General features: G+C 54.9%; 21 protein-coding genes. 9 read left to right on the plus strand and 12 right to left on the minus strand.

What is annotated here, in order from left to right:
• Positions 1-15 precede the first annotated feature (15 nt).
• Entirely contained in the window at positions 16-1,032 is a 1,017-nt protein-coding gene (locus F3J37_RS19755; RefSeq protein ID WP_166935199.1) for a zinc-dependent alcohol dehydrogenase family protein, read from the plus strand.
• A gap of 42 nt (positions 1,033-1,074) precedes the next feature.
• Here F3J37_RS19755 and F3J37_RS19760 read toward each other — a convergent pair whose 3' ends face one another.
• The 4 genes from F3J37_RS19760 to F3J37_RS19775 all read right to left on the minus strand — a co-directional run bounded on the left by F3J37_RS19760 (position 1,075) and on the right by F3J37_RS19775 (position 5,659).
• A complete protein-coding gene (locus tag F3J37_RS19760) occupies positions 1,075-1,854 on the minus strand; it encodes an L-threonylcarbamoyladenylate synthase (protein WP_166935201.1) in 780 nt (259 codons plus the stop codon).
• Positions 1,855-2,113: 259 nt separating this feature from the next.
• Entirely contained in the window at positions 2,114-3,046 is a 933-nt protein-coding gene (locus F3J37_RS19765; RefSeq protein ID WP_166935203.1) for a nucleoside recognition family protein, read from the minus strand.
• Positions 3,047-3,276: 230 nt separating this feature from the next.
• On the minus strand, positions 3,277-4,890 hold the full coding sequence (locus tag F3J37_RS19770) for an FGGY-family carbohydrate kinase (RefSeq protein WP_166935204.1): 1,614 nt from the start codon (positions 4,888-4,890) through the stop codon (positions 3,277-3,279).
• A 19-nt stretch (positions 4,891-4,909) separates the two neighbouring features.
• A complete protein-coding gene (locus F3J37_RS19775) occupies positions 4,910-5,659 on the minus strand; it encodes an SDR family oxidoreductase (protein WP_166935206.1) in 750 nt (249 codons plus the stop codon).
• A gap of 108 nt (positions 5,660-5,767) precedes the next feature.
• Between F3J37_RS19775 and F3J37_RS19780 the strand changes: the two genes are divergently transcribed.
• On the plus strand, positions 5,768-6,766 hold the full coding sequence (locus tag F3J37_RS19780; protein ID WP_166935239.1) for a LacI family DNA-binding transcriptional regulator: 999 nt from the start codon (positions 5,768-5,770) through the stop codon (positions 6,764-6,766).
• A 27-nt stretch (positions 6,767-6,793) separates the two neighbouring features.
• Here F3J37_RS19780 and gorA read toward each other — a convergent pair whose 3' ends face one another.
• Entirely contained in the window at positions 6,794-8,146 is a 1,353-nt protein-coding gene (gene gorA, locus F3J37_RS19785; protein WP_166935208.1) for a glutathione-disulfide reductase, read from the minus strand.
• Positions 8,147-8,271: 125 nt separating this feature from the next.
• Between gorA and rnz the strand changes: the two genes are divergently transcribed.
• Entirely contained in the window at positions 8,272-9,183 is a 912-nt protein-coding gene (gene rnz / locus F3J37_RS19790; RefSeq protein ID WP_166935210.1) for a ribonuclease Z, read from the plus strand.
• Here rnz and F3J37_RS19795 read toward each other — a convergent pair.
• Together F3J37_RS19795 and F3J37_RS19800 are read right to left on the minus strand one after the other, a co-directional pair.
• The gene (locus tag F3J37_RS19795; RefSeq protein WP_166935212.1) at positions 9,180-9,995 is read right to left on the minus strand and encodes a CPBP family intramembrane glutamic endopeptidase; all 816 of its coding nucleotides are present in this window, start codon (positions 9,993-9,995) and stop codon (positions 9,180-9,182) included. The genes rnz and F3J37_RS19795 overlap by 4 nt on opposite strands.
• A 62-nt stretch (positions 9,996-10,057) precedes the next feature.
• Positions 10,058-10,900, minus strand: a complete 843-nt coding sequence (locus F3J37_RS19800) for a 23S rRNA (adenine(2030)-N(6))-methyltransferase RlmJ (protein ID WP_034819774.1) — start codon at positions 10,898-10,900, stop codon at positions 10,058-10,060.
• Positions 10,901-11,123: 223 nt separating this feature from the next.
• Here F3J37_RS19800 and prlC point away from each other — a divergent pair, with 223 nt between their 5' ends.
• Together prlC and rsmJ are read left to right on the plus strand one after the other, a co-directional pair.
• On the plus strand, positions 11,124-13,166 hold the full coding sequence (prlC, locus tag F3J37_RS19805) for an oligopeptidase A (protein WP_160833791.1): 2,043 nt from the start codon (positions 11,124-11,126) through the stop codon (positions 13,164-13,166).
• A gap of 8 nt (positions 13,167-13,174) precedes the next feature.
• Complete coding sequence (rsmJ, locus tag F3J37_RS19810; RefSeq protein WP_058960645.1) at positions 13,175-13,924, plus strand: 16S rRNA (guanine(1516)-N(2))-methyltransferase RsmJ; 750 nt, start codon at positions 13,175-13,177, stop codon at positions 13,922-13,924.
• 102 nt (positions 13,925-14,026) lie between these two features.
• Here the strand turns inward: rsmJ and uspA are convergent, their stop codons facing one another.
• Entirely contained in the window at positions 14,027-14,464 is a 438-nt protein-coding gene (gene uspA / locus F3J37_RS19815) for a universal stress protein UspA (protein ID WP_034819767.1), read from the minus strand.
• Positions 14,465-14,885: 421 nt separating this feature from the next.
• Between uspA and uspB the strand changes: the two genes are divergently transcribed.
• On the plus strand, positions 14,886-15,221 hold the full coding sequence (gene uspB, locus F3J37_RS19820) for a universal stress protein UspB (protein WP_034819764.1): 336 nt from the start codon (positions 14,886-14,888) through the stop codon (positions 15,219-15,221).
• 63 nt (positions 15,222-15,284) lie between these two features.
• Here the strand turns inward: uspB and pitA are convergent, their stop codons facing one another.
• Positions 15,285-16,784 (minus strand): inorganic phosphate transporter PitA, encoded by a 1,500-nt coding sequence (gene pitA, locus F3J37_RS19825; RefSeq protein ID WP_166935214.1) that lies wholly within the window; start codon positions 16,782-16,784, stop codon positions 15,285-15,287.
• Between the two features lie 243 nt (positions 16,785-17,027).
• On the opposite strand from pitA, the gene F3J37_RS19830 reads away from it, so the two are divergent.
• Positions 17,028-18,212: a BaiN/RdsA family NAD(P)/FAD-dependent oxidoreductase gene (locus tag F3J37_RS19830; protein ID WP_166935216.1), complete on the plus strand. Its 1,185-nt coding sequence runs from the start codon at positions 17,028-17,030 to the stop codon at positions 18,210-18,212.
• A 66-nt stretch (positions 18,213-18,278) separates the two neighbouring features.
• On the opposite strand, the gene F3J37_RS19835 is transcribed toward F3J37_RS19830, so the two are convergent.
• Entirely contained in the window at positions 18,279-19,271 is a 993-nt protein-coding gene (locus F3J37_RS19835) for a glycosyltransferase family 32 protein (protein WP_034819759.1), read from the minus strand.
• A 282-nt stretch (positions 19,272-19,553) separates the two neighbouring features.
• On the opposite strand from F3J37_RS19835, the gene F3J37_RS19840 reads away from it, so the two are divergent.
• The gene (locus F3J37_RS19840) at positions 19,554-19,901 is read left to right on the plus strand and encodes a hypothetical protein (protein ID WP_058960701.1); all 348 of its coding nucleotides are present in this window, start codon (positions 19,554-19,556) and stop codon (positions 19,899-19,901) included.
• Here F3J37_RS19840 and F3J37_RS19845 read toward each other — a convergent pair whose 3' ends face one another.
• Positions 19,902-20,597, minus strand: coding sequence for a cysteine hydrolase family protein (locus F3J37_RS19845; RefSeq protein ID WP_034819757.1), 696 nt, complete (start codon positions 20,595-20,597; stop codon positions 19,902-19,904). It lies immediately after the preceding gene.
• A gap of 88 nt (positions 20,598-20,685) precedes the next feature.
• Here F3J37_RS19845 and F3J37_RS19850 point away from each other — a divergent pair, with 88 nt between their 5' ends.
• Positions 20,686-21,687, plus strand: a complete 1,002-nt coding sequence (locus tag F3J37_RS19850) for a GlxA family transcriptional regulator (RefSeq protein ID WP_166935218.1) — start codon at positions 20,686-20,688, stop codon at positions 21,685-21,687.
• Between the two features lie 196 nt (positions 21,688-21,883).
• Here the strand turns inward: F3J37_RS19850 and F3J37_RS19855 are convergent, their stop codons facing one another.
• A complete protein-coding gene (locus tag F3J37_RS19855; protein ID WP_058960638.1) occupies positions 21,884-22,372 on the minus strand; it encodes a helix-turn-helix domain-containing protein in 489 nt (162 codons plus the stop codon).
• Between the last annotated feature and the right edge of the window lie 141 nt (positions 22,373-22,513).

The raw sequence follows: 22,513 nt of genomic DNA on the forward strand, positions 1-22,513 counted from the left end.
AAGGAGAAAGTGGTTATGAAAGCGATGATCCTGAAACAACCCGGCGGTTTAGAGCACTTGCAGCTGGCGGATCTGCCCGATCCCGGTAAACCGGGCGCCGGAGAGATCCGCGTGGCGATCCATGCCACCTCACTTAACTTTCACGATCTGCTGGTGGCTAACGGATCGATCCCCACCGAGCAGGATCGCATTATGATGGCGGACGGTGCGGGCGTGGTGGAAGAAGTGGGTGCAGGCGTCACCGACTTTAAGCCCGGTGATCACGTGGTGTCCTGTTTCTTCCCACAGTGGCAGGATGGGCTACCGTTTGCTCAGGTCGGCAATTTCACCCAAACGCCAGGTGATGGCGCTGATGGGTTTGCCGCCGAAGTGGTGGTGCGTCCGGCGCATCACTTTACCCTCGCACCGCGCGGCTGGCGGCATGCCGAAGCAGCGACGATTACCACATCTGGCCTGACGGCATGGCGCGCACTGGTGGGCGATGCGCAGATTAAATCGGGCGATACCATCGTCACGTTGGGCACCGGCGGCGTGTCGATTACCGCGCTGCAAATTGCCAAAGCGATGGGCGCACGAGTGATTGTCACATCTTCATCGGATGAGAAGCTGGCCAGAGCCAAAGAGCTGGGGGCCGATGCGGGCATCAACTATCGCACCACGCCGGAGTGGGGCAAAGCGGTACAGCAGCTGACTGAGGGCAAAGGTGCGGATGTGGTGATTGAACTGGGCGGGCCGGGCACCATGGCACAGTCGATTGAAGCGGTGCGCGTGGGCGGTCATATCGCGTTAATTGGTGTGCTGACCGGGTTCGAAGGCGTGATACCCACCTCGCTATTGATGGCAAAGCAGGCGCGTATTCAGGGGTTGATTGTCGGCCATCGTCGTCAGCAGCAGGATTTCGTGCGCGCGTTAGAGCAAACGGGTATTCGCCCGGTAATCAGTGACAGTTATGGTGCGCTGAACGATCTGCCTGCGGCCTTCCAGCATCAGCAGTCGGCGGGACACTTCGGCAAAATCACCGTGGAGTGGTAGCAGGGAAGCCTGTTTCCCACGCCGGGAAACAGGCTTATTACATCAGTAGTAATCGCCGTGACGGTAATCCCAGGACGGGAAGATGTCCGACAGCAACGCCATGATTTTATCGACATCAAGGCCTTTGCGAATCAATACCGGGCACGGGGTGATTTTACGCTCGCCGTTTTGCTGTGGAATCAGACGACCTTCGCTATCGACCATCGACACCATTACGCCTTGTTCGTAGCGCACTTTATTTTCGTCGTTAGGCTGAATGGATTTCACGTAGTCATTGGCTTCAATAATTAAATCGGCACGCGATTCAATACGTTCGCCAATTCCTTCAACCAAACCACGGTTACCCTGACCTGATGGGTTGGCTGAACTGGCGAAGGAGAATTTCCCGAGATCTTCCCACAGCGCTTTCGCAATATTTTCGCCTGGGCGACCAAATTTAATCACGAAGCAACTGGTCTGGCGGCCATCCATCATCAGCTCTTTTGAACCGTCAGCCGGAATACGCGCCAGCGCATCTTCGCGCCACGGTAAAATACAGCCCAGCAAAATATCCTGATCCCAATGCTGCTGATAAAGCTGGTCAATTTCCGGCGTCAGTTGAGCCAGTGAACGCAGTTGTTCCAGCGAGCCACACAGTACCACGCCTGGCTTGTTGCGCTTGCGCTGCTTGGCTTCAAACTTACGCTCTAACCCGGCTTTATCGGAGGTCATGATGATGTAACCGACTTTCGTTGGGCTCACAATCATGCCACCGTCCTGGGACAAAATCTCGATGGCTTCAGGTTGTAACCCGCCATTCCACGTTATTTGCTTACCGCTCATGGATCTACCCTATCTGCGTATCAATAGATGACGTACAGGAATATTACCTGCAATGTAATTAAGGAATTAATTAACCGGATAATTCATCGGGATTAATGGGTTTGTGCAAAACCATGCTGGTGATAATAGTACGATAATTAAAGGTGATGCAACTGATGAAAATAACGATAAAAGGAATAGGGTTAATTTAAAATAACACGCGGGAATTGTAGTGTTATTTAAACAAGGCGCTGAATAAGTCTTTCAGCGCCAGGGTTAATTAAAATATCAGAGCGTGTGCCACACCGCGCAGCGCAATGCCGAGGATGATGCCCGGCACGGCGAAACGGAACAGACGCGGGAAACGACTCGACAGGCCAAGGAAGATACCAATCCCCGGTAAATCAAAGGTCTGAATAAACCAACCCGCCGAGGCGTTGATGTTGTGCGCACTGTATAAACCTTTTTCGACCAGCCCGGCTACCACGCCGTAGTAGGCGGTGCCGCCTGCCAGGCATTTTGTCAGTGCAGGCAGAATATACACTTCAGAGATGTTGAATCTGTCCAGCAGCGGAGAAACCAGTCGGGTAAGCATCTCAATCCCGCCGGACTCTTTCAAAATCCCCACCACCGACAGTGAGAGAATCAGCATCGGCAGCGATCCCAGCGCCAGACGAATCGCGTCCGCACCCGCGCTGTTGATGATGGCGATCAGTCCCATTTTGCTTTCATTATTCGCAACGGCTTCATCTTCATTGAGCAGCGCTGCATCCGAGAGCTTGCGCCCAAAGAAATGATAAGTGGTGGCTGCCGCCAGCACCCCGCCGCAGATGGAGATGAGTATCGCGGCACTCCAGTTGAGCCCGGCAGGAATCAACGGATAAAAAGCGTTGGCTTGCCCCATGGCAAACAGCATCGCCAGCGTGGCCGCCATATGGCGATCGGAAGTGCCGCGTTTTTCCATAATCGTTAATGCCGCTAACGGCGCGGCGAAACTGACAAAGTTAAGCTGAATCAGGGCAAATAACGCCAGTCCGGTAATACCTAAAGGTTTTAATAACGGAGTGGAATGACGTACCACAAAATCCAGCACGCCTTTGACTTCCAGATATTTCATGATGAATAACATCACCACCATGATAGGAATAAGCGTGTACAACGCGACATCCACCGAGGCTTTGCCTGCAGACATAATTATACTGATGATATTCATGCGGTTGCCTGAACCTCGAACCACGGCTTAATACCGGTAAACATGTTGCTCCCCTTGCCTTAAAAAACGCATAAAAATGCCAGCGCGAAGGGCGCTAGCTAAGGGATAAATAGTATCCCGGTGGCGTAAACTTGAGTAGTGAAGAAATTAAATTTTATCTTGCAGGAAATGGCAGGGAAAAATAACCGTGCGCCGACGTTTGTGCGGCGCACTGGAATATTATTCGATGTTTATTCGCTTATCTGACGAATATTACGTGCGCTGCTCTGCAATAATTTAAAGGCATCATAACGGTGCTGATGCAGCAGGGAATACGACGGCTCGGGATGCCAGCGCTTTTCATCAGTGGTCATGCTGGCCATCGCCGAGGTGACGTCGGAATATACGTCACTGGCGGCAGCGGCAAGAATCGCTGAACCCAGTAATACCGGCTCAGGGCAGTGGGTGGATTGCACAGGAAGCTGGCAGCTGTCCGCCAGCAACTGGCGTACCAGCGAGTGTTGCCCGGCACCGCCGCTGATGACAATCGACCGCGTGACGATACCCTTGCTGGTTTGCGCCTCAATGATTTGGCGCAGGCCGTAGCCGAGGCTGCACAAGCCGGCGATATACAGTGCGATCAGGCTCGCTTCATCGTTGTCCATACCCAGACCGCAAATCACCGCTCGCGCGTAAGGGTCGCCAAAAGGTGCACGATTACCCGCAAATTCCGGCACGATATGCAGACCTTCGACTAAATCCACCGTTGCTGATTCACTGCGAGCTTGCTGCAAAGCCTGTTCCGCAAGGTACACCGGCAGTGAAAGGCCAGCGGCATCGGCGGCCTGCTGTGCACTCGCGGCGGCTGGATGCATCTCCAGCAGGCGACCTATGGCGGCGCCTGCCGCGCTTTGTCCGCCCTCACTCAACCATAAACCCGGCACCATCGCCGAGTAATACGGACCCCACACACCTGGCACAAACGCGGCTTCACGCGTCGGCGTCATGGTGCAGGACGAGGTGCCAAACACATAGGCGAGTTTATCCTCCGGGCTGCCATCTGCGCCCAGCGTACCGACGCCGCCTGCATGGGCATCGATTAACCCGGCGGCCACGGGCGTGCCAGCAGATAAGCCAAAGTCGGCGGCGGCCTGCGCGGTTAAACCTGTGCCGCACGGTGTGCCTGGCTTGACGATCTGCTGTCCGATACGCGCAAATTTCTCCTGAGCGAATTCCGGCAGGCCAATGGCACTGAAGTAGTCGGCATCCCAGCGCTGCTCATGGGCAAGGTAGTTCCATTTACAGGTGACGGTGCAGGATGAGCGCGCCGTATCGCCTGTCGCGCGCCAGCTGAGGTAATCGGTGAGATCGAAAAAGTGTGCGGCGTTCTGGAACGTCTGCGGGTTGTGGGTTTTCAGCCACAGCAGTTTTGGCATCTCCATCTCCGGTGAGATGCGTCTGCCCACGTAGTCGAGCACCGGATGTTTCGTCGCGTTAATGGCATCGGCCTGCTGCGTGGCGCGGTGATCCATCCACACAATAATATTGCGTTCCGCCTCTCCGTTTGGGCTGACGGGCAACGGTTGCCCCTGTTCATTGATCACCACCAGCGAGCAGGTGGCATCGAAGCCAATGCCAGCCACCGCAGCGGGATCGATAGCGGCAGTGGCCACTGCCTCGCGCACGCAGTGACTGACCGCCTGCCAAATCTCATTGGCGGATTGCTCAACCACATGACCGTGGGCACGGAAGGTGGTGATGGACTGTTTTGCATGGCCTAACAGATTTCCCGCGCGGTCAAACACGCCCGCGCGAGCGCTGGCCGAACCAACATCGACACCAATCAGATATTTTTCGTTACTCATGCTGCTGCACCTCGGCTGGTTACAGGTCAACGCTGTTGGGGAGGATAACAATATCGCGCACCGTGACACCCGGCGAACGTGTCACCATAAACAGCACCGATTCCGCCACTTCAATGGGTTGCATCAGGCTGCCATTGGCCAGCGCGTCCTCCAGTTTCTCCTGCGGCCAGTCATCGAGCAGGGCAGTGACCACCGGACCCGGCAGCACTGCACCGACGCGCACACCATGCTGCGCCACCTGACGACGGGTTGAATGCACAAAAGCCTGCACTGCAAATTTGGATGCGGTGTAGATCGGTTCCCAGACCACGGGCACCACGCCCGCAATCGAACTGGTGAAAATGATGTCACCCGATTTCTGCGCGATCAGATGCGGCAGCACCGAACGCACGCAGCGAAAGGCCGCGCTGGTGTTGAGTTTCAGTACGCGATCCCAGATATCGGGATCGCCTTCCGCCACTGGCCCGCCAATGTAGGCACCGGCGTTGGCGTGGAAAATATCGAGGCGGCCCGCCAGCTTGAGAATGTCGTCGAGAATCCCGTCAACCTGTTTGCCGTCCATCAGGTCAATCTGCAGCGGCAATGCCTGAGAGCCTAGTTCCGCCACCAGCTGCTGCAACTTGTCGCCATCGCGATCGATCAGGACGACTTTAGCCCCGGCCTGCAGCAGCACTTTGCTGCATTCCAGACCGATACCGGAGGCAGCGCCAGTAATGGCGGCAACTTTTCCGTTGAGTGGGTTATGCATGGAGAAGAGGTTCGTGTTCATCTTATAATCCTTTATCAATGGCGTTTTAGGTGGTGCTCAATCGATGAAGCACAACTATCACCCCGACTTTTAACCAGCAACAAAAAGAGCAATAAAGGGATGGGTTCTGTGACGGGGATCGGCAAAAACAAGAAAACCACCATTTATGACCTCGCGGAACTCACGGAAGTTTCGGCAAGCGCGGTGAGCGCGATTTTAAGCGGCAACTGGAAGAAGCGGCGCATCAGTGCCAGCACTGCTGAGAAGGTGAGCCGGATTGCGCAAGAGCAGGGTTATGCGCTGAATCGACAGGCCAGCATGCTGCGAACCACGCGCTCGAAAACCATCGGTATGATCGTGCCTAAATACGACAACCGTTATTTTGGCTCAATCGTGGAAAGTTTTGAGCAGATGGCGCGCGATCGTGGCCTGTTCCCGGTCATTACCTGCACGCAGCGCGATCCTGATTTGGAACTCGAAGCGGCGCGCACCATGCTCTCCTGGCAGGTGGATTACATGGTGGTGACCGGAGCCACCGATCCAGATCGTATCACTGCACTTTGTCAGGCCGCGGGCGTTCCCTCGCTGAATCTTGATCTGCCCGGTTCGCTGGCGCCTTCAGTGATTTCGGATAACTTCAATGGCGCATTGAGCCTGACGCGTAGCCTGCTGGAGAAGTGCCCGCAGCCGCTGATTTTTATCGGAGGGCGTGCCAGCGATCACAACAGTAAAGAGCGCCTGTGCGGCTTTTTGGCGGCACATCAGGAACGAGGCATTTCTGTGCCGGAGGAAAATCTGCTGCTGTGTGGCTACGAGCCAGAAAAAGCGCAAACGGCGTTGAAAAATCACTTTCAGCAGTATGTAACGGGGCAATTTGGCCTGTTTGTGAATTCGACCATTTCGCTGGAAGGGGTGGTGCAGTTTCTGCGTGCTGAGGATCTGTTATCCGATGATAAACACCCGGCGATTGGCTGTTTCGACTGGGACCCGTTCGTCGCGCTGTTGTGTAAAGACATCAGCATGGTGAAACAGGATGTGGCAGGCATGATGGAAACGGTGTTCCGCCTGATGGAGAGCGGTGAGCAGGACGTGGCGGTGGTGGAAGTGCCGGTGTTGCTGATGCAGTAAAAAGGGCGGCAAATGCCGCCCCATTGATCAACGCATGGTGACAAACTCTTCCGCCGCCGTCGGATGAATCGCCACGGTGTTGTCGAAATCTTTCTTGGTAGCGCCCATCTTCAGTGCCACAGCGAAGCCTTGCAGCATCTCATCCATACCGTTACCGATACCGTGAATGCCGACAATCTTCTCTTCCGGGCCAACACACACCAGCTTCATGCGGCACGGCTGGCGATGCTGGGTGACGGCGGTGTACATCGCGGTGAAGGAAGATTTATACACTTTCACCTGGTCGTCGCCGTACTGCTCGCGCGCCTGCGGTTCGGTCAAACCAACGGTACCAATCGGTGGATGGCTGAATACCACGGTCGGCACATTGCTGTAATCCAGGTGCTCGTCGGGTTTGTTGTTGAACAGACGCTCGGAGAGGCGACGACCGGCAGCGACGGCGACGGGGGTCAGTTCCACCGCGCCGGTGTTATCGCCCACCGCATAGATGCCTTTCACGTTGGTGTTCTGGAACTTATCAACGTTGATATAGCCTTTCTCGTTCAGCGCCACGCCGGTCACGGAGAGGTTAAGATTATCGGTAGCCGGTTCGCGACCAATCGCCCATACCAGGCAATCGACGGTTTGCTCATGGCCATTTTCCAGCTGCAGCGTCAGGCTGCCGTCGGCGTTCTTGATCACCGCTTTCGGGATCGACTCGGTATGCAGCGTTGGGCCTTCGGCCTGCATCACTTCCACCAGCGTATCGACAATCAGCGGATCGAAACTGCGCAGTGGCGCATGCTTACGCACAAACAGATGGGTTTCGGCGCCCAGTGCGTTGACCACACCGGCCAGTTCCACCGCGATATACCCTGCGCCGACCACCGCGACACGCTTCGGCAGCGCATCCAGCTCAAAGAAACCGTCAGAGTCGATGCCGTATTCCGCGCCAGGCACTTTTGGATGGCTTGGACGACCGCCTGTGGCGATCAGGATGTGATCGGCCGTGATGGTCTCGCCGTTCACTTCCACGGTGTTGGCATCGATAAAGCGGGCGAAGCCCTTGATCACTTCCACGTTGTTTTTACCTAACACGTTGTCGTAAGAGGTATGGATGCGATCGATATAGGCGCTGCGGTTTTTCACCAGCACTGACCAGTCAAAATGATTCACGGTAGTATCGAAACCGTAGTCCGGGCCGTACAGGTGGATAGCTTCGGCAATCTGTGCCGCATGCCACATCACTTTTTTCGGTACGCAGCCGACGTTGACACAGGTGCCGCCCAGCTCTTTGGCTTCAATCAGCGCGCACTTCTGGCCATGCATCGCGGCACGGTTAATTGAGGCGATACCGCCGCTGCCGCCGCCGATGGCGAGGTAGTCAAAATGTCTGGTCATCCGTTGTGTCCATCTGTTGGAAGAAAATTGGCATAGAGTGTAACGCTGCTTGCGCAAGAGGCGCAAAGGTTCAGCCTATGTTTGTGATAGGGTTAAATCCAGGTTCCGCTTACATGGAAGACATTATGCATCTGACTTTTCTCGGCACTGGCGCGGGTGCGCCGAGCCTGCAACGTAACGTCACGGCGATTGCACTGACGCTGTCGAAACGGGGCGACACCTGGCTGTTCGACTGCGGTGAAGCGACGCAGCATCAGTTTATGCGCTCCGCGCTCAAGCCGAGCAAGCTGGAAAAAATCTTTATTACCCACCTGCACGGTGACCACATCTTTGGCTTGCCGGGCTTGCTCACCAGCCGTTCGATGGCCGGGCTGCTGGAGCCGATGACCATTTACGGTCCAAAAGGCATCAAACAGTTTGTCGAGACGGCGCTCAGTCTCAGTGGTTCTTACACCGGCTTCCCGCTGGAGATCGTCGAAATTGAAGCGGGCGAAGTGCTGGATGATGGTGCGTTCCGCGTCATCGCCTATCCGATGAATCATGTGGTGGAGTGCTATGGCTATCGCATTGAACAGCATGATAAACCGGGCTTCCTCGATGCGCCGCGCCTGAAAGCGGAAGGGGTGCCGCGTGGGCCGTGGTATCAGGATTTGAAAGAGGGTAAACGCATCCGGTTGGAGGATGGGCGCGAAATTAACGGCGCGGCGTATCTCGGCCCGGCGACCAGAGGCAAAGTGGTGGCGATATTCGGTGATACCGGCCCGACCGAAGTGGCACTTGAGCTGGCGGCTGATGCGGATGTGATGGTGCATGAAACCACGCTGGAAGCCGCAATGGCCGAAAAAGCCAATGGTCGCGGCCACTCCACGACGATTCAGGCGGCCGAGGTAGCAAAACTGGCAGGTGCAAAACGCATGATCGCCACGCACTTCAGTTCGCGTTATTTGTCGAGTGATCGAGAGAGACTGCTGGCGGAGTGCCAGTCGGTGTTTGCAGCGACCGAGCTGGCACGGGATTTCGCGGTGTTCGAAATTTAGTGCTGTAACGCCGGATAGGTAAAGAACAGCAGATGCGTCATGTTGAACAGGAAATGGACGCCGGTGGCGACCCACACACGCCCGCTCCAGTGCCACGCCAGGCCGTAAATTAACCCGGCCAGAGTGGCGAAGACCACCAGCATCATGCCGCCAGGGAAGTGCGCCAGACCAAACAGCAGTGCGGTGAGCAACAGTGCCGCTACGCCACCGATTTTCTGGCGCAGGCGCTGTTGCACATAGCCACGGAAGAACGCTTCTTCGGCCAGCGAAACAAAGAACAGATTTGCCAGCATAAAGCTGCCGAGCCAGTCCGGCCAGTGTGGCTCAATCGCCAATCCACCCAGCAGCATCGCGACGTACAGCAGCAGCGGGATCGCCGCCAGTAACAGCAGCCACAGAATCTTGTGCGGCGCAGGAAACTTCTGCGTACGGAACAGCGTGGGCAAGGCAGCCAGCAGCACAAAGGGAATCAGCGCTTTATCAAAGTTGTAGTAAAAGCTGAACGGCACACTGTTGGGGCCAACCTGCATCTCCTCGATCTGACGCGGGTTGTTAAAGCCAGGCAGCAGATGCAGGAACAGGCCACCGGCGATCAACACCAGCAGCGCTTCGCTGATCAGCAACACGGCACGGTTGGTGGGATTTTCCACCCGCACCCACGCCAGCAAAGCGATGGCACCTAAAATGGCGAGAGCAGGCCAGTCCAGCACATCCTGGAACAGGCCCATTATCGTCGCCAATAACAGCAGAAGTACGGCAAGGCGTTTGGCAGGTGACAGCACAGTGAGTGCGCCAGCCAGAATGATCCACATAAAAAGTGTCCTTAGAAGGGCAACGGCAAGGGGCGGCTCAGGAACCACACCCTATAAGCCCGTTATTCTGGAACGATCTGCGTCACGCTGTAGTGACCGGTACCCGCCGGCACCAGCTTCTGATGCAGCCACGGCAGCAGCTCTTCCATCTGCGCTTTCAGCTTCCACGGCGGGTTAATCACGATCATGCCGGAGGCAGTCATGCCGCGTTGATCGCTATCCGGGCGCACGGCCAGTTCGATCTGCAAGATGTTGCGGATGTTGCTGGCTTCCAGGTCTTTAATCATGTGTTTGATTTGCTGGCGCAGCACCACCGGATACCACAGCGCATACACACCGGTAGCAAAGCGTTTGTAGCCTTCCTGAATGCCTTTCACCACATCCTGATAATCGCTTTTCATTTCGTACGGCGGATCGATCAGAATCAGACCACGACGGCTCAGCGGAGGCAGTTTGGCTTTTAACTGCTGATAGCCGTCGCCACGCGCTACGCGTGCACGGGCATCTTTGCTGAATTCGGAACGTAGCAGCGGATAGTCGCTGGAGTGCAGCTCGGTCAGCTCCAGCTTGTCCTCTTCACGCAGCAGATAGCGGGCGATCAGCGGCGAGCCTGGATAGTAGCGCAAGGTGCCATGCGGGTTGAGGTTGCGAACGGCCGTCAGATAAGGCTTCAGCAGTTCTGGCGCGTCCGGCTGCTGCCAGATGCGCGCAATGCCTTCCAGATATTCACCGGTACGCTCGGCGTGCTCTCCGCTCAGCTGGTAACGTCCGGCACCGGCGTGCGTGTCCAGATAGAGAAACGGTTTTTCCTTCTCCATCAGGGCGGTGAGGATCAGGCTTTCAACGGTATGTTTGAGCACGTCGGCATGGTTGCCGGCATGAAAACTGTGGCGATAACTCAGCATAAAAAAGAGGGGTCCGCGGTTGGATCAAAGGAGATAAAAACATCGTGTGTGGCGCGATTATAGCCGCGCTGCGTAAAAATTGCTGACGTTTCGGCGCTCGCGCTTTTTTCTTTACGGGTCCATTCTCAGTAGCATTGATTTTCACGTTAACTGACCGCATGTTAGAAAGATTGCGTCGCGCCATTGCGCGCCACCCCCACTCCATGAAGAAAGGACTGCGCTTATGACCAATCCGTTACTCACCCCTTACACGCTACCCCCGTTTTCCGCGATCAAGCCTGAGCACGTGGTTCCTGCTGTGACTGAAGCGCTGAACAACTGCCGCGCTGAAGTTGAACGCGTTGTAGCACAGGGTGCACCTTACACTTGGGACAATTTAGTGCAGCCACTGGCAGAAGTGGATGACCGTCTGAGCCGTATTTTCTCGCCGGTGAGCCACCTGAATTCGGTGAAGAACAGCCCGGAACTGCGTGAAGCTTATGAGCAGACGCTGCCGCTGCTGTCAGAATACAGCACCTGGGTGGGACAGAACGAAGGCCTGTATCAGGCTTATCGCGATCTGAAACAGGGCGACAGCTATGCCGCGCTGGATATCGCACAGAAGAAAGCGGTGGATAACGCACTGCGTGATTTCGAACTCTCAGGTATCGGTCTCGATAAAGAGAAGCAGAAACGCTACGGCGAAATCGCCGCGCGCCTGTCTGAGCTGGGTTCCACCTACAGCAACAACGTGCTCGACGCCACCATGGGCTGGAGCAAGTTGATCACCGATGAAGCCGATCTGGCGGGCATGCCAGAAAGCGCGCTGGCTGCGGCTAAAGCGCAGGCCGAAGCTAAAGAACAAGAAGGCTGGCTGCTGACGCTGGATATCCCAAGCTATCTGCCAGTCATGACCTATTGCGATAACGCCGCGCTGCGCGAAGAGATGTACCGCGCCTATTCAACGCGTGCCTCTGAGCAGGGCCCGAATGCCGGTAAATGGGATAACGGCCCGATCATGGCCGAAGAGCTGGCGCTGCGTCACGAGCTGGCACAGCTGCTGGGCTTTGACTCCTTCGCGCACAAATCACTGGCGACCAAGATGGCTGAGAACCCGGCTCAGGTGATCGACTTCCTGACCGACCTCGCCAAACGTGCGCGTCCGCAGGGTGAGAAAGAGTTAGCTCAGCTGCGCGCCTTCGCCAAAAAAGAGTGTGGCGTTGACGAGATGAATCCGTGGGATCTCACTTACTACGGCGAGAAGCAGAAACAGCATCTCTACACCATCAGCGATGAGCAACTGCGTCCGTACTTCCCGGAAGAGCGTGCGGTGAGCGGCCTGTTTGAAGTGGTGAAACGCATTTACGGCATCACCGCCAAAGAGCGTAAAGACGTGGATGTGTACCATCCAGATGTGCGCTTCTTCGACCTGTTCGATGAAAGCGGCGAGCTGCGCGGCAGCTTCTACCTCGATCTGTATGCGCGTGAACACAAGCGTGGCGGGGCGTGGATGGACGATTGCGTGGGTCAGATGCGTAAAGCCGATGGCAGTCTGCAGAAGCCGGTGGCGTACCTGACCTGTAACTTCAACCGTCCGGTACAGGGCAAACCCGCGCTGTTTACCCACGATGAAGTCACCACCCTGTTCCATGAGTTTGGTCACGGCCTGCACCACATGCTGACGCGCATCGAAGCGCCGGGCGTGTCGGGTATTAGCGGTGTACCGTGGGATGCAGTCGAGCTGCCAAGCCAGTTTATGGAAAACTGGTGCTGGGAGCCGGACGCGCTGGCGTTTATCTCCGGCCACTACGAGACCGGCGAACCGCTGCCGAAAGACCTGCTGGATAAGATGCTGGCGGCGAAGAACTATCAGGCGGCGCTGTTTATCCTGCGTCAGCTGGAGTTCGGCCTGTTCGATTTCCGTATGCATACCGAGTTCAATCCGGAAAAAGGTGCGCAAATCCTCGAAACCCTGCGTGAAGTGAAGAAACAGGTTGCCGTGGTGCCAAGCCCGGAGTGGGGCCGCTTCCCGCATGCGTTTAGCCACGTCTTCGCCGGCGGTTATGCCGCAGGTTACTACAGCTATCTGTGGGCCGACGTGCTGGCGGCGGATGCCTATTCGCGCTTCGAAGAAGAGGGCATCTTCAACCGTGAAACCGGCCAGTCGTTCCTCGACAACATCCTGACGCGCGGCGGTTCCGAAGAGCCAATGGAGCTGTTCAAACGCTTCCGTGGCCGTGAACCACAGCTGGATGCGATGCTGGAACACTACGGAATTCAGGGATAAGCCTGCTTGTGAAAATCGGTTTAATCGATGAATCAGGCGCCGGAGACGGCGCCTTATTACATCTGGCGCAGCGCTGGGGCTTACAGCATGACGATCAGGCCGTAATGGCCCTGGTGCTGACGCCGGAGCGCCTTGAGCTGCGCAAACTGGATGAGCCTAAACTGGGTGGCATCTTTGTGGATTTTGTCACCGGAGCTATGGCGCATCGCCGCAAGTTTGGCGGTGGGCGCGGCGAGGCGGTGGCGAAAGCGGTGGGCATCAAAGGTGGCTATTTGCCGGACGTGATCGACGCAACGGCAGGATTGGGGCGCGATGCCTTTGTGCTGGCGGCGCTGGGTTGCCGGGTGCGCATGCTGGAACGCCATCCGGTGGTTGCGGCTCTGCTCGATGATGGCTTACGTCGTGGCTATGAAGATGCGGAGATTGGCGGCTGGCTGCGCGAACGTCTGACGCTGCTGCATGTGGTGAGTCAGCAGGCGTTGAGTGATATCACGCCCGCGCCAGATGTGGTGTATCTCGATCCGATGTATCCCCATCGTCAAAAGAGCGCGATGGTGAAGAAGGAGATGCGGGTGTTTCAGTCGCTGGTGGGACCCGATGAGGATGCCGATGCGCTGCTGGAACCCGCTCGTCGTCTGGCGAAGAAGCGCATTGTGGTGAAACGCCCGGATTACGCGCCGCCGTTAGCGGGCGTTGCAACCCAATCGGCCGTGGTCACCAAAAGCCATCGCTTTGATATTTATCCGCCATTGGTATGATTCTGCATGATGGCGTTGCGGCGTAATTTATCGCGCGGGGTTTAAAGACGCGCGATGTATTACGCCGCGACCAAAAAAACAGGGCCATGACTGGCCCTGTTTTTATTCGTCTTCTTCGTCACGCAGCGGCACAATCAGCATATCGATATGCACGGTGTTGATCAGCTGGCGCGCTGATGACATCAGCTTGCTCCAGAAATCCTGGTGGTGACCACAGACCACCAAATCCACATCGTATTTCTTAATCGCATCCACCAGCACCTGGCCGAGATCGCCGCTGCCGCTCAGGGTTTCACTGATCGGATAACCGGCGTTGGTAGAAAGTTCTTTCAGCGCGGTGTGCGTCTCCTCAGAAATGCGTTTCTGCATGTCGCCCAGATTGACGTCAATCAGCCCGGTGTAAAGGTCTGAGTAATTCACATCAACGTGGATCAGCGAGATTTTTGCATCATAAGGACGGGCCAGTGAAACGGCTTTATCAACCAGCAACTGGCTTTCCGGGGAAAGGTCTACTGCAATCAGGATGTGTTTATAAGCCATGATAAAACTCCTTCTCAAGATTCTGGGGCTACCTGAATTCCCGCCGCTCGGCGAGCGAAATCCTTTGCGCGAAACAGCGATGAAGCGCCACCAACCACAATTTATGCCCTGCAGGCGTTCTGTTGTTATGACCTGAGTATAGCCAGAGTTGTTAACAAATGCTGCAATCCACGGCTCGCTTGTGAGGAAGATCAAGCGCTATCGCAATTTTCACTCGCGGTGAACGAAAATCATCGCTGGAAAAAAATTGAACAGATCTCCTACACTGAAAATGAGTGCCACTGCCGTCTGGGTAACGCGCTCGGGTTCGCATAACAACAATGCAATTCGATTCATCTGTGGCTGGTTAATTTCCCGTGGGGCGTCTACAGCATTTCCCCGCTGCCTTCGACGTCATTGCGGCTCCAGCTGGGAGGGGAACATGATCAGCACTATCGCGCTTTTTTGGGCTCTGTGTGTGGTTTGTCTGGTGAATATGGCGCGCTACTTCTCTTCTTTGCGCTCGCTATTGGCTGTGCTGCGCGGTTGCGATCCGCTGCTGTATCAATATGTGGATGGGGCAGGTTTCTTCACGTCTCATGGTCAGCCGAGCAAGCAGGTGCGACTGGTGCGTTATATCTGGGATAAACGCTATCGCGATCATCACGACGACGAATTTATTCGCCGCTGCGAGCGCGTACGCAGGCAGTTTGTCCTGACCAGCGGGCTCTGTTTTTTGGTGGTGGTGAGTCTGGTTGGCCTGGCGATCTGGCATTAAATAGCGGCAATAAAAAAGGGCGATCTGTGTTGAACAGTCGCCCTCTTGTTTGCCGTTAAAGGCTTAGATAATTTTCAGCGCGATCCAGTAGAGCGAACCTGACAGCACAATACAGACCGGCAGGGTGAACACCCACGCCATGGCGATGTTTTTGATCGTACGGCTCTGTAATCCACCGCCATCCACCAGCATGGTACCGGCAACGGATGATGACAGAATATGCGTGGTCGAAACCGGCATTCCGGTATAGCTCGCGATACCAATCGACACAGCCGCAGTGACCTGCGCTGACATGCCTTGCGCATAAGTCATGCCTTTCTTACCGATTTTCTCACCGATGGTGGTCGCCACGCGACGCCAGCCAATCATGGTACCAATGCCCAGCGCTAACGCCACCGCCATGATGATCCAGATCGGCGCGTACTCGACGGTGCCCAGCAAATCGCCCTTCAACTTGTTAAGGAAGCGCTTATCGTCCGGGGTGGTCTCTGGCAGCTTCGCGGCTTTATCGGCCGTGTCCGAGACGCACATCAGCAGGCGACGCATCTGGCTGCGTTGATCAACCGTCAGTTGGTCATAGCTATTCAGATTAGTTAGCAGCACCTGAGCACGGTCAATGGCTTGCAGCGCACGGCTGCTGTCGCAATGGAACTCGTGAGGACCGCCCACCGCTTCTTCCGGTGCAGGCACAACAGGTGGTGCCATCTGGATGATATGCGTGAGTGAATCGCTGTGCTGCTGATAGTACTGTTCCAGGTGATTGACCGCATCGCGAGTTCGCGTGATGTCATAACCTGAGGCATTCATGTTGACCACGAAACCCGCAGGCGCAACACCGATTAGCACTAACATAATCAGGCCAATGCCTTTCTGACCATCGTTCGCACCGTGGGAGTAGCTCACGCCAATCGCCGAAACGATCAAGGCAATACGCGTCCAGAACGGTGGCTTCTTCTTGCCATCGATCTTTTCACGGTCAGCGGGCGTCATGTGGATGCGCGAACGTTTAGGGGTTCCGCTCCAGTAACGACGCAGGATGAAAATCAGCGAGCCCGCAATCACCAGGCCGACAATCGGCGACAGGATCAGTGACAGGAAGATATTAATGACTTTCGGCAGGTTGAGGGCATCAACCACCGAGGTGCCGGTCATCAGCGCATTGGTGAGACCAATGCCGATAATCGCGCCGATCAAGGTGTGAGAACTGGATGCCGGCAAACCCAGATACCAGGTGCCGAGGTTCCAGATGATGGCCGCCAGCAGCATGGAGAACACCATGGCCAGGCCGTGAGCGGAACCCACATTCAGCAGTAAATCAGTTGGCAGCATATGCACGATGGCATAAGCCACGCTCAAGCCGCCCAGCAAAACGCCTAAGAAGTTGAAAACACCCGCCATCACAACCGCCAATTGCGCCCGCATCGCGCGGGTATAGATGACGGTAGCGACTGCGTTAGCAGTGTCGTGGAAACCGTTGATTGCCTCATAGAACAATACGAACAGCAGAGCGATAACCAAAAACAGGCCGGTACTGAGGTCAAGACCAGCGAACAGATGTAGCATAAACGTTACGCCATTTTTTGGAGGACATGAACGCGGCGCATTATCGGCGACAACCCGCATGATGTGAAAGGAAAATATAGTCCTTTTTTGTCTTAAAATTGCCACAAACCCCATCAGACAAGGTAAAAAGACTGAAAAATAAGCGAGTTACAATATGACACATTTACGGCATTTTTTTGACGCTGGCGCGAAATGCCGCAGATCTCTACAATCACCGCCTTTCAATTATGTGGATTAAGCACTGTGGACAAGTTTGACGTTATCGTAATAGGTGCAGGCGCTGCCGGCATGTTCTGTGCGGCGCAGGCAGGGCAGTTGGGTCGTCGGGTGCTGTTGCTGGATAACGGCAAAAAGGCGGGACGTAAAATCCTGATGTCCGGTGGTGGCCGCTGTAACTTCACCAATATGTACACCGAACCGGCCGCCTATCTCTCGCACAACCCGCATTTCAGTAAGTCGGCATTGGCGCGTTACACCCAGTGGGACTTCATCGATCTGGTGAATCGCCACAAGATTGCGTATCACGAGAAAACCCTCGGCCAGTTGTTCTGCGATGATTCGGCGCAGCAGATCGTGGATTTGCTGTTAAAAGAGTGCGAAGACGGGCAGGTTATGTTGCGCTTGCGCAGTGAAGTGCTGAGCGTGACGCGCGATGAAAACGGCTACAGGCTGCAACTGAATGGCTCCGAGGTGCAGGCTGAGAAATTGGTGATCGCCAGCGGTGGCTTATCGATGCCGGGTCTGGGCGTGACACCATTCGGGTACAAAGTGGCCGAGCAGTTTGGTTTGAAAGTGTTCCCGACGCGCGCAGCCCTGGTGCCGTTTACGCTGCATAAGCCACTGCTTGAGCAGCTGCATACCTTATCGGGTGTGTCATTGCCCACCACCATCACCGCGCAGGATGGCACGCTGTTTAAAGAAGCGATGCTGTTTACCCATCGCGGTTTGTCGGGTCCGGCGGTATTGCAAATCTCCAGCTACTGGCAGCCGGGTGAGTTTGTCACCATTAACCTGTCGCCGGAAACCTCGCTGGAAGAATTCATCAACGTGCAGCGCGAGGCGCATCCGAATCTCAGCCTAAAAAACAGCCTGGCGAAAATCCTGCCGAAGCGTCTGGTGGAAGTGTTGCAGGAGCTGAAGCAGATCCCGGATGTGACGCTGAAGCAGCTCAACAGCAAGCAGCAGGCGGAGTTGGTCATCACGTTGCATCAGTGGCGCGTGCAGCCGAATGGCACCGAAGGTTATCGCACTGCCGAAGTGACGATGGGCGGCGTCGATACCACGCAACTCTCCTCCAAAACCATGGAAGCGCGCGATGTGCCCGGTTTGTACTTTATTGGTGAAGTGGTGGATGTCACCGGCTGGCTCGGCGGATACAACTTCCAGTGGGCGTGGAGTTCAGCCTGGGCGTGTGCGCAGGCGCTGTGAGTTATCACGTCGCCATCAAAGGCGACGCCAGTGTACGAGGTTCAGCTTTATGCTGAGGTTGCAGCGCTAATGCCTGGCTCTGCGTAACGGCGTCACTGCAGGTGTCAGGTTTTTCGGCTGGTCGTGCAGCAATACTTGCCCCAGCAGGCTATCGCTGTTGACCACGCCATACTTCAGATGCGTTGCGATATATTTGCGGTCAAAGCTGGTGAGCTTATACACCGGTGGCAACACCTCCGGTAAAGCGTCCACCATCAGCATGCGGCTCAGCTTCACCGGACGCCAGCCGCTCAGCGTTTGATACAATAACGCACCGGCTTCCGCTTTGCGTAAGTAGAAGTTGTAGTGATTCTCTTCCCGCAGCGCCTGCTGCTGAGCGATATACACCACCAGATAATCCGGCGTCTTGATGCCCTGCAGAATCGTGTCGTAGTTCGGTAGCGCCAATAATTGCTGGAAGAAGGCTTCAGAGCCTAACTCCACAATCGGACGGAAGCAGTGCAGCCAGCGGCCGATAAAGGCATTGTTTTTCGGCGCGGCGAGAAACCAGGATTCCATAACCGGATAAGCGCGATCGCGGGTGGATTCCTCGCGGTAAAAAGCCACCAGGTCATAACGCTCATCCGCATTCACCGCTAACAGCTCATCGAGGCTGCGATTGAGGATAATGGTGGCATCCATCCAGATTCCGCCATAACGATGCAGCAGCTCCAGGCGAATCACATCGCTTTTGTGCGAAGCCCGCATCCCCGCGTGGACAAACTTCAGGTCTGGTAAATAGTCATGCAGATTGAGATTGTTGATTACCGTCAACGCATAGCCAGGGTTTTCACGGGCAATCTTATCGACAAAAATCTGGACTTCAGCCGGGAGCTTTTCACTTTCCCAGTACATCCAAACCTGACGCGGAATGGGCGCAGGCGGATTAGCACGACCCTGCAGGTTAATATCCTGTTCGGCTGCGGCGTGATAGGCGGGAAGGCGTTTGCGTGTGGTCAGCTTTTTTTCCGCCAGCAACGCCAGCGAAATCAAATGCATTTTAAGCTTATGGTTGGACATGATCATTCCTGTAACCCTGTCGGCCGCTATCCCAGCTTCTGCCGCTTTAGGGCGAAAAACCGGCCCTGTGACAGCGGGCACGATGAAGCGCGAATGGCGCGAAAAGTGGCTCAAAATTAACAAACAGCGCCGAACTGCTCAATAAATAAACTCTGAAAACGTTACTTTAAGAGAATACGCAGGCGGCGTTCACTTGCCGTACCGTTGCCGTGGGTGTTTAAGGGCTGTTAACCGATGAATCTGTTAAAATCGCCGCGTTTTTTCAAACAGGCCTATGATTCCATGTTCAAACTTAAATTCCTTCTGCCCGTGCTTATCGTCATCAGCGCGGCTGTCTGGTGGCTGATGCCGCACTATAGCGATGAAGACAAAGGCTATTACATCGCCATGTTCTGCACCTTGACCCATGATGGGCGCGACAACTCACCCCAGGCGATGCAACAGATTATTGAAGGCAGCAACTCGGACTATGCGCTGCAGAAAATTCATTTCCAGTCAGGTCTGGCAGAACATCTGCAAAGCGTGTGGCAGGATTTGTCAGCGGAGCAGCAACAGCAGGCGCGGCAGGAGAGTCTGTCCTGCCGCAAGGTGATGTCTGAAAAGTTATTACCGGGTAAAGCAGTGCAGTGATTAATGCACGGGCAGCGCTAATACCGCGTCGGTGGTTTTGATCTCGGCAAACACATCAGCAACGCCTGTCAATGCGCTCTGCTGCAGCACCTTGTGATCGACTACCTTGTTATCCCAGGTCGCCAGATCGCGCGTGGCGGTGGCATCTTCCGGGATAATGACCGAGTAGCCAAGCGGTACGGCATCACGTGCGGTGGACGACACGCACATATGGGTCATTAGACCGGTGACAATTAACTGCTTGATGCCCAGACTGTCGAGTTGTTGTTTCAAATCGGTTCCCACGAAAGAACTCGGTGTGGCTTTGGTAATGACACGATCATTTTTGCCCGGCTGCAAATCCTTATGGAATTCAGCGAAGCGGCTGCCTTTGGCGAACAGCGGGCCATCTGCCGCGCCTTCATGGCGGACGAAGAACACCGGCATGCCATGCTTGTGTGCAAACTCAACCAGGCGCTTACTGTTTTGCAGTGCTTTCATACCGTCTGGAATGGGCATTTTGCCGCCAGCGAAGTATTCGTTCTGAATATCAATCACGATGACCGCGGTTTGATTGGCCGTCAGCTGGGTGGTGGCTGTGGCACCGCTCATGGTACGAATGGTCGGTGCATTTTCAGCTTTGTGTTCTTCGGCAATAGCGCTGCCTGAAATTGCCATCGCTAATGCTAAGGTGCCTGAAGCAAAAAGGTTTTTCATCACTAATCATCTCTTTAATTGGGAAGTCAGGGTGACTTCCGATGCACAGCAGTATGGCGATTGTGCCGAAAGTGAAGGAGTACTGCGCATGACAAATAACGTTCACTTTGCGCCAAAAATGGCGCACCTGGATGCGCCCATTAAGGTCGGTATTGTGGTGTTTGACGACATCATCCCGTTTCATCTTTCCGTTCCCTGTGCGGTGTTTGAGAAGGCGGAACGCGAAGATGGCCGAGCTTGCTACCAATTAATGATCTGTGCCACCCACGCCGGTCCGCTTCGCACCAACAGCGGTTTTTCGATTGTCGCGGAGCATGAACTGGCTATGCTGGCCGAAGCGGATATGGTGGTAGTGCCCAGCTGGAGCGATCCTGCCGTTGCGCCACCGCCCGCGTTGTTGCAGGCGTTACAGCAGGCTGCCCAGCGTGGGGCTCAGATTGTTGGCTTGTGTCTTGGCGCCTTTGTGCTCGGAGCCGCTGGCTTGCTGCATCAGCAGCGCGCCACGACACACTGGCGTTGGATGAGTGATTTTGAACGGCTTTACCCCGATGTGACGATTGACCGTGACGTGTTGTATATCGACGAAGGGCAGATTGTGACCTCGGCGGGCACTGCAGCGAGTATCGATTGCTGCCTGCATCTGGTGCGTGAACAGTGTGGAGTGGATGTGGCCAACAGTGTGGCGCGCATGCTGGTGGTACCGCCGCATCGGCAGGGCGGCCAGGCACAATATATTGAGCAGCCGGTCTATCACTCGGCGGGCAACGATCGATTTATGTCGGCGCTCAGTTGGGCCACCGAAAATTTGCAGCAGGCCCTCACGCTGGATCAGTTGGCGGAGAGAGCGTTGATGAGTCGCCGCAGTTTTACGCGCCGTTTTAACCAAACCACTGGCAGCTGTTTCAGTGATTGGTTAGTGAATCAGCGTCTGGCATTGGCGCAGCGATTTTTGGAAAAAACCGACCAGCCGATTGAGCTGATCGCAGAAAAAGCCGGATTCTCTTCGCCATTAATGTTAAGGCGACATTTTAAAAAGAATTTGAATACGTCTCCGTTACAATACCGGAAAACATTTCGTGGTCGGGTGTGAATTAATGGTTTGTAAATCAACCTATTGATAAGAATGCATTGAAAATAGGGCGGATAAAATTATTCCCGGATCATTTTGACAGGCTATCTGATGAGAAGAGTATTTCAGCGTGGCCAATGAGGGCTATTCTTAACAACGGATGGCGAACCATCCGTTGTTATGCAAATCCTGCAAAGAAAAATAGTTACGCGAATTATTAACGCATCACACAATCAATACGTGAGGGAAATTGACCTGAGCGCAGCGCTGGCGTTCTCACTTCTTTCATTTTCTCACTGCTGTTAAATCCATGCTTACGGCAAATCACGCATGGATCAGTGCTCTCTTTCAATTGCTGCTCGGCTTCGCTCCCCAGCTGACGCTTACGGCAGTAGAGTGGGGTGCAACCCATCACTTGCTTAAAGGAGCGAGTGAACGATTGCTGGCTTTCAAAATGGTATTTTACGGCCAGACTGATGATCGGTGCGTTGCTGTATTTCAGCTCGCTGACACAGCATGCCAGTTTCTTTTTACGGATATACCGTGCCAGCGTTTCATTATGATAGCGGGCAAATAATTTCTGCAAATACCATTTAGAATAACCCGATTTCACGGCGATATCATCAATGCTTAAGCGCTGATCCAGATTGTCCATAATCCATTTGGTCACCGAATCAATAACCCCTTCGTTGTATTTTTGCGGCATCTTTTTGATCCTCCATTAACTGGACACAGTGTAAAATAATTAATCTTTCCATTCATCCGATTAACGTAAAGTTTCATAAGGAATTGGCTGTTTTATTATTTGTCATCAAGGCTGGTCTTGCTTTTAGTGAAATTAAGGCCG

The sequence above is a fragment of the Candidatus Pantoea communis genome, from assembly GCF_011752685.1.
GTDB lineage: Bacteria > Pseudomonadota > Gammaproteobacteria > Enterobacterales > Enterobacteriaceae > Pantoea > Pantoea communis.